The organism is Microbacterium sp. H6 (assembly GCF_003314775.1).
Classification (GTDB): Bacteria; Actinomycetota; Actinomycetes; order Actinomycetales; family Microbacteriaceae; genus Microbacterium; species Microbacterium oxydans.
Window position 1 is genome coordinate 1 of the sequence record NZ_QOAY01000229.1, and the last position, 4767, is coordinate 4767.

Below are 4767 nucleotides of genomic sequence, written 5' to 3' on the forward strand. Positions count from 1 at the left end.
CAGGTGATGAGAAGGCTCGACCGTGCCGCGGTGCGGGCGTACTCGTCGGCGGTGATCGGCCGGATGCCGTGCTTCGCGGCGAAGACCTCGGCACGGCCGGAGGGCGAGTACACCGAGATGTTCACGGCGCCGCGCTCGCGGAGCGTCGCGAGGGTAACGGCCGCGTAGGCGCCGGTTCCGACCAGCAGCACACGCTCCGCAGACCAGTCGGCGATGCGGCTGTCGGCGAGTTCGAGCGCGAGGCGCACCAGCGAACGACCGGCGCGGCCGAGGGCGGTCACGTTCTTGACCTTGCGCTGAGCCTGGCTGGCGCGCTGGAAGAGGCGCTCGAGCTCGGGCGAGGTGGTGCCGTCCTTGCGAGCGGACTTGAGGGCGCGGCGCACCTGACCGGCGATCTCGCCCTCTCCGGAGACGACGGACTCGAGCCCGGATGCCACGGAGAACAGGTGCTCGGCGACGCGGCGTCCGGCGTGGACGGTGTAGGCGCCGTCGAGGTCGGCGGCGGGGATGCCGGTGGCGGACTCGACCGCTTCGATCACGGCTTCGACGCCGATGGCGCCTGCGGCGGTGACCGGTTCGTCCATTTCCACGTACGCCTCGAAGCGGTTGCACGTCGCCAGCACGACCGCACCCTGCACACACGGCGTCATGCCCACGATGGTGGGAGCGACGTCGTCGGGGGTGCGGCTCAGGCGTTCGAGCAATTCGAAGGAGGCGGTCTTGTGACTCGCCGTGACACACAGCAGCACAGATCGATTGTACCGGAGCGTCTGCGGGCGAAGGGTCGGCAGCTCGAACTCGGCGGCTCCATAAGGGGTGGATGGGAGGATGGGAGTATGGCCCTCTCCGATGCCCCGCTCCTGCGCGCCCTCGCCGGCGACCGTCCCGCACACGCCCCCGTGTGGTTCATGCGGCAGGCCGGCCGCTCCCTCCCGGAGTACCGTGAGCTGCGTGTGGGCACCCGGATGCTCGACGCCTGCCTGACTCCCGACCTCGCCGCGGAGATCACCCTGCAGCCGGTGCGCCGTCACGGTGTGGACGCGGCCGTCTTCTTCAGCGACATCGTCATCCCGCTGCGGCTCGCCGGGGTCGAGGTGGAGATCGAGCCGGGTCGCGGTCCGGTGTTCGCGAACCCGGTGCGCACGGCGGCCGACGTCGAGCGCGTCACCGCGATCGATCCGGACGATCTGGACGGCACGGCCATCGCCGAGGCCGTGCGGCTCGTCACGGCCGAGCTCGGCGACACCCCGCTGATCGGATTCGCGGGCGCCCCGTTCACCCTCGCCGCCTACCTCGTCGAGGGAGGGCCATCCAAGGAGCACCTGCGGGCCAGGGCCATGATGCATTCCGACCCGGAGTCGTGGAACCGCCTCGCGGGCTGGTTGGCGCGTGTCTCCCGTCGCTTCCTCGAGACCCAGCGCGACGCCGGGGCATCCGTCGTCCAGCTCTTCGACAGCTGGGCCGGTTCCCTCAGCACGGCGGACTACCGCGCCTTCGTGGCCCCGCACTCGCACGCCGCCCTGTCCGGCATCGGCCTGCCGACGATCCACTTCGGGGTCGGGACAGGTCCCTTCCTCGCCGACATGCGCCTCGACGGTGTTGCCGACGGCGTGGGTGTCGACTGGCGGCTGCCCCTCGACGAGGCCGCTGCGATCCTGGGGCCGGATGTCACGGTGCAGGGCAACATCGACCCCGCGCTGCTCTCCGCCCCGTGGCCGGTCCTGGAGGCCCATGTGCGCGACGTCGTCGAGCGGGGTCGCGCGGCGCGCGGGCACATCCTGAACCTCGGCCACGGCGTGCCGCCGGAGACCGACCCGGATCAGCTCACCCGCATCGTCGAGCTGGCGCACACGATCTGACCGTCACCGCCCCCTGCGAATCCGGCGCGTGAGGCGCAGGTCCGTGAGGGTGAAGCGTCCGGGCGGGAGAACGGGGCGGTGCGAGAATTGACGGCATGAGCCCTGAGTCCTCGTCCGCTGAGCCCTTCGACCTGGCCGCCCGCGCGGCCGAGAAGCACGTGGTGGTCGTCGGCGGGGGCATCGGAGGGCTCGTCGCCGCGCGCGAATGCGCCAAGGTCGGGATGCGCGTCACCGTCCTCGAGGCCGAAGCGGCGCTCGGGGGCGCGATCCGCCGGGTCGACCTCGACGGGGTCACGGTCGATGCCGGGGCGGAGAGCTACGCCACCAGGGGCGGCCTCGTCCGCGCCCTCGTCGAGGAGCTCGATCTCGCCGATCGCATCGTGGTGCCGCAGGCCGGTGGCGCCTGGCTGGCCGGCATCCCCGGTGTCGGAGCTGCCCCGCTTCCGGCGGGCGGCATCCTCGGCATCCCTTCGAATCCGTTCCAGCCCGACGTCCGTCGCATCATCGGGTGGTCGGGTGTCTGGCGCGCATACCTCGATCGGGTGCGTCCGCCCCTCACGATCGGGCACCAGCTGAGCCTCGGGAAGCTCGTCGCGTCGCGCATGGGGGCGAAGGTGCGGGATCGACTCGTCGCCCCCGTGACGACGGGCGTCTACTCCGCGTCTCCGGACGACGTCGACATCGACGTCGCGGCCCCGGGGCTCAATGCCGCCCTGACCAGGGTCGGCTCGCTCTCCGGCGCGGTGCAGACCCTCCGCGACGAAGCCGCGGCGAAAGCTGCGGCGACAGCGCCGGAGGCCGACGGCACCGCCCCAGTCGTGGCGAAGACTCCTGGAGCTGCCGTCGAGGGCCTCTCCGGGGGGATGAGTACCCTCATCGATGCGCTCGCCGCCGACCTGAAGCGCCTCGACGCCGACGTGCGCACGGGCGTTCGGGTGCGCAGTCTCCGCAGGACGGGTGCGACGTGGTCTGTCGAGGCCGAGTCCGCGGCGGATGCGGAGCACGGCGGTGAACCGGCGCTCGAGGGTGCACCGGCCGATGAGGACGTCGCGGCGGAATCCGCGCCACCGGTGATCGAGGAGCTCGACGCGGACGCCGTCATCATCGCGACGCCCGAGTCGACGGCGCGAGGACTCCTCGCCGCGGTGATACCGGACCTCCAGAAGACGCAGGCCGCGGACTCGCCGGAGATCGAGATCGTCACGCTTCTCCTCGACGCCCCCGAGATCGCGTCCGCCCCACGGGGAACAGGTGTGCTCACCGTTCCAGGGAGCCACACGGCCAAGGCCCTGACGCACTCGACCGCGAAGTGGGGCTGGGTGGGGACTGCGGCGGGTTCCCGGGAGATCGTCCGCGTGTCGTTCGGAGCTCAGGGCGAGCCGGCCGCCACCGCTCGGCTGACCGACGACGCGGCGGCTGCACTGGCGCGGAGCGAGGCGGCCGCCCTGCTCGGAGTCGCCATCGCTCCCGAAGCCGTGATCGCCTCGCATCGCGGTCGGTTCGTCCAGTCGCAGCCCGCATCGATCATCGGATCCGGTGAACGGCGCACGGCCGCGCGCGCAGCGATCGAGGCGGTGCCCGGCATGGCCGTGGTCGGCGCCTGGCTTGCGGGGACAGGGCTCGCCCAGGTGATCCCCGACGCCAGGGATCAGGCCGACCGCCTCCGGCGCTTCCTTCTGTGGGACTGAGCGCTTCGACGGACTGAGCGCCATGACGGAGAGAGCGCTCCGTGTCAACCCTCTGACCCATAGATGCCGAAATCGGCATACGGGGTTACGCTGGGTACCTGGCCGCGGGGTGCGAGAGCCTGCGACCGATCCCAACCGGGCGAATCTGGCCGGACTACCGGAACAAGGTGAGGAGACCCCATGAAGGGGAAGATCGGACTCGTCGTCGGACTCGGCGTGGGCTACGTCCTCGGCACCCGTGCCGGACGTGAGCGCTACGAGCAGATCAAGACGCAGTGGCTCAAGGTGTGGCACCTCGATCCCGTGCAGGAACAGGTCACCAAGGTCAAGGGCTTCGTCGGCGACAAAGCCGCAGCCGTCCCCGGTGCGCTCTGGACCGGCGTCGTGAAGGTCGCGAAGTCCGTCAGCGGCAACGGCACGCCGGGTCAGCGCCTCGACTCCGCGATCGCGACCGGTCGTGAGGCCGCAGAAGACCTGGCCGAGGCGACGGAGGAAGCGGTCGAGGCGGCGAAGGCCACGGCTTCGTCCAGCAAGACCTCGACGTCCGCCTCTTCCAAGCCCGCCGCGAAGAAGCCGGCTGCCAAGAAGCCCGCCGCGAAGTCGGCCACCAAGAAGTCCGGCGCCTGACATGCCCCGCGGATACCGTGATCGTGCCGACGACAGTCTGCTGACTCTCCTCGGGGATCTGCCGGAACTCGTCACGAATCTGGTCAAGGCCGAGATCGACGCGGCGAAGGCGTGGATCTCGCGCACCTCGAAGGACGCCGGCATCGGTTCCGTGTGGTTCCTCGTCGCGCTGTTCTTCCTGTTCTGGGCCGTGCCGGTGATCCTGGTCTTCGCGATCGCGGGTCTGTCGTCATGGTGGCCCGTATGGCTGTCCGCGATCGCGGTGTTCGGCATCCTGATCCTCGCGGTGCTGCTGTTCGCTCTGCTGGGCGTCCTCAAGTTCCGCAAGGTGCTCGCGCGCCAGAATCCGGCTCAGGCCGTAGCCGAAGACATCCGAATCGTGAAGGAGGCCGGCGATGACGAATTCTGAGTCGCTGCCGCGCACCGCCGTCCCCGGCGGGATCGTCGAACCGGTCGCCTCGGCTCGTGCGGAGCTGAAGGCCGCCCTCGCCGCGATCGAGATCAAGGGGAACATCCCGCGCCGGGTCGAGAAGGCGTCGACGCGAGCGGTGGCCAGGGCGCGCGTGTTCGCCGACCGCAACCCGATCGGGGCG

Annotated in this window: 6 protein-coding genes; 5 read left to right on the plus strand and 1 reads right to left on the minus strand. The window is 70.8% G+C overall.

The genetic code is table 11. The features are described from left to right. The coding region (locus DSP71_RS14815) for a glutamyl-tRNA reductase (RefSeq protein WP_113681466.1) at positions 1-749 on the minus strand (749 nt) is incomplete at its 3' end. 87 nt (positions 750-836) lie between these two features. Here DSP71_RS14815 and hemE point away from each other — a divergent pair. From hemE to DSP71_RS14840, 5 genes are all read left to right on the plus strand, one after another. Next, positions 837-1859, plus strand: coding sequence for a uroporphyrinogen decarboxylase (gene hemE / locus DSP71_RS14820; protein ID WP_046747485.1), 1023 nt, complete (start codon positions 837-839; stop codon positions 1857-1859). Between the two features lie 95 nt (positions 1860-1954). Continuing rightward, a complete protein-coding gene (locus DSP71_RS14825; protein ID WP_113681467.1) occupies positions 1955-3547 on the plus strand; it encodes an NAD(P)/FAD-dependent oxidoreductase in 1593 nt (530 codons plus the stop codon). A gap of 180 nt (positions 3548-3727) precedes the next feature. After that, positions 3728-4174 (plus strand): hypothetical protein, encoded by a 447-nt coding sequence (locus DSP71_RS14830; RefSeq protein ID WP_046747488.1) that lies wholly within the window; start codon positions 3728-3730, stop codon positions 4172-4174. A gap of 1 nt (position 4175) precedes the next feature. Beyond that, positions 4176-4583 (plus strand): phage holin family protein, encoded by a 408-nt coding sequence (locus DSP71_RS14835; protein WP_046747489.1) that lies wholly within the window; start codon positions 4176-4178, stop codon positions 4581-4583. Beyond that, positions 4570-4767 (plus strand): hypothetical protein (locus DSP71_RS14840; RefSeq protein WP_113681468.1); only part of this gene is annotated, 198 nt, incomplete at its 3' end. The genes DSP71_RS14835 and DSP71_RS14840, both read left to right, overlap by 14 nt.